General features: G+C 54.1%; 1 rRNA gene. It reads left to right on the forward strand.

Going from position 1 to position 1,689, the window contains the following annotated elements:
* Nucleotides 1–1,667, forward strand: a 23S ribosomal RNA gene (locus tag ACTQY5_RS10945); the annotation flags it as partial.
* Nucleotides 1,668–1,689 lie beyond the last annotated feature (22 nt).

Consider the following 1,689-nt stretch of genomic DNA (forward strand, 5'->3'; position numbering starts at 1 on the left):
GGTGGACTGGTGGGAAGTGAGAATGTTGGCATGAGTAGCGAAAAGAATGGTGAGAATCCATTCCACCGAAAGCATAAGGATTCCTGAGCAACGATCGTCGTCTCAGGGTAAGTCGGGACCTAATCCGAGGCAAAGAGCGTAGGAGATGGACAACTGGTTGATATTCCAGTACCGGCAGTGATCGTTTGAACGAAGGAGTGACGCAGGAAGGCAGGTCCGCACGAGATTGGTAGATCGTGTGCAAGCGTGCAGGCTGGTTACCAGGCAAATCCGGTAACTGAGGCTGAGGCGTGATGCGGAGGGAACTTGTTCCCGAAGGGATTGAGCCTACGCTGCCGAGAAAAGCTTCTAGTGAGAAAGCTGCCGCCCGTACCGTAAACCGACACAGGTATGCGGGGAGAGAATCCTAAGGTGCGCGGGAGAACCCTCGTTAAGGAACTCGGCAAAATGTACCCGTAACTTCGGGATAAGGGTAGCCACAAAGGTGAAGGGACTTGCTCCCGGAGCCCGGTGTGGTCGCAGAGAAGAGGCCCAAGCGACTGTTAACCAGAAACACAGGTGCCTGCGAAAGAGAAATCTGAAGTATAGGTGCTGACACCTGCCCAGTGCTGGAAGGTTAAAGAAGGATGTCCGGGTTCGACCCAAAGCATTCGACTGAAGCCCCAGTGAACGGCGGCCGTAACTATAACGGTCCTAAGGTAGCGAAATTCCTTGTCGGGTAAGTTCCGACCCGCACGAAAGGTGTAACGATTTGGGCACTGTCTCAACGAGGGACCCGGTGAAATTGAAATACCTGTGAAGATGCAGGTTACCCGCGACTGGACAGAAAGACCCCATGGAGCTTTACTGTAACCTAATATTGGGTTCTGATACTTGATGCACAGGATAGGTGGGAGGCATGGATGGCAGTCCTCTGGGATTGCCGGAGCCACTGTTGGGATACCACCCTTCAATTATCGGGATTCTAACCGAGCGAGTAACGATCGCCGGGACAGTGTTAGGCGGGCAGTTTGACTGGGGCGGTCGCCTCCCAAAGAGTAACGGAGGCGCCCAAAGGTTCCCTCAGCGCGGACGGAAACCGCGCGCGGAGTGTAAAGGCAGAAGGGAGCTTGACTGCGAGCCAAACACGGCGAGCAGGTACGAAAGTAGGGCTTAGTGATCCGGTGGCATCCAAGTGGAAGGGCCATCGCTCAACGGATAAAAGCTACCCTGGGGATAACAGGCTAATCTCTCCCAAGAGTCCATATCGACGGGGAGGTTTGGCACCTCGATGTCGGCTCATCACATCCTGGGGCTGAAGTCGGTCCCAAGGGCTGGGCTGTTCGCCCATTAAAGTGGTACGTGAGCTGGGTTCAGAACGTCGTGAGACAGTTCGGTCCCTATCCATCGCGGGCGCAAGAGATTTGAAGGGGGCTGCTCCTAGTACGAGAGGACCGGAGTGGACGGACCGCTGGTGTACCAATTATCCCGCCAGGGGTACAGTTGGGTAGCTACGTCCGGAACGGATAAACGCTGAAAGCATCTAAGCGTGAAACCATCCTTAAGATGAGATCTCTCACAGCGTAAGCTGGTAAGACACCTGGAAGATTACCAGGTTGATAGGCAGGGTGTGGAAGCGTAGCAATATGTTAAGCTGACCTGTACTAATATGTCGAGGGCTTGACTTAAATCGGGCCGTTAGATGAAAAA

Source organism: Acidaminococcus sp. HCP3S3_H5 (assembly GCF_052122235.1).
Classification (GTDB): domain Bacteria; phylum Bacillota; class Negativicutes; order Acidaminococcales; family Acidaminococcaceae; genus Acidaminococcus.